Source organism: Prevotellamassilia timonensis (assembly GCF_021531665.1).
Classification (GTDB): domain Bacteria; phylum Bacteroidota; class Bacteroidia; order Bacteroidales; family Bacteroidaceae; genus Alloprevotella.
Genome location: NZ_JADYUH010000176.1, coordinates 1 through 359, shown reverse-complemented (window position 1 = coordinate 359; position 359 = coordinate 1). Strand labels below are relative to the sequence as shown.

The 359-nt window shown below is 43.7% G+C and carries 1 pseudogene; it reads left to right on the top strand.

The window, feature by feature from the left end:
• Positions 1-30: 30 nt before the first annotated feature.
• Positions 31-359: pseudogene (locus tag I6E40_RS10770) on the top strand (transposase); the annotation flags it as partial.

The following is a 359-nucleotide window of genomic DNA, read 5'->3' as shown; positions in this document are numbered from 1 at the left end:
CGCAAGCGAAAAAACGTGTACTTTTGCACCATGTATGTACGCAAGAAACACAATCGTTCCGGCTCTACAAGTGTTGTGGTGGTCAGTAAGGCAAGTGGAAAGTATAAAGAATTAAAGTCATGTGACTCCTCTACATCCGAAGAGGAGATAGATTCATTATACGATAAGGCTGCTGCATGGATACGTTCATTTAGCGGTCAGCAAGAACTTGACTTTGATGACCGCAAGGGAAAAGAAGTCGAGGAGACAGAGCGTTTTCTTAGCAATATCGACAACGTGTTGATAAACGGTACTCAGCTTCTGCTTGATCAAGTCTATGACAGCATCGGTTTTAACCGGATTCCCGATGAGATTCTGCG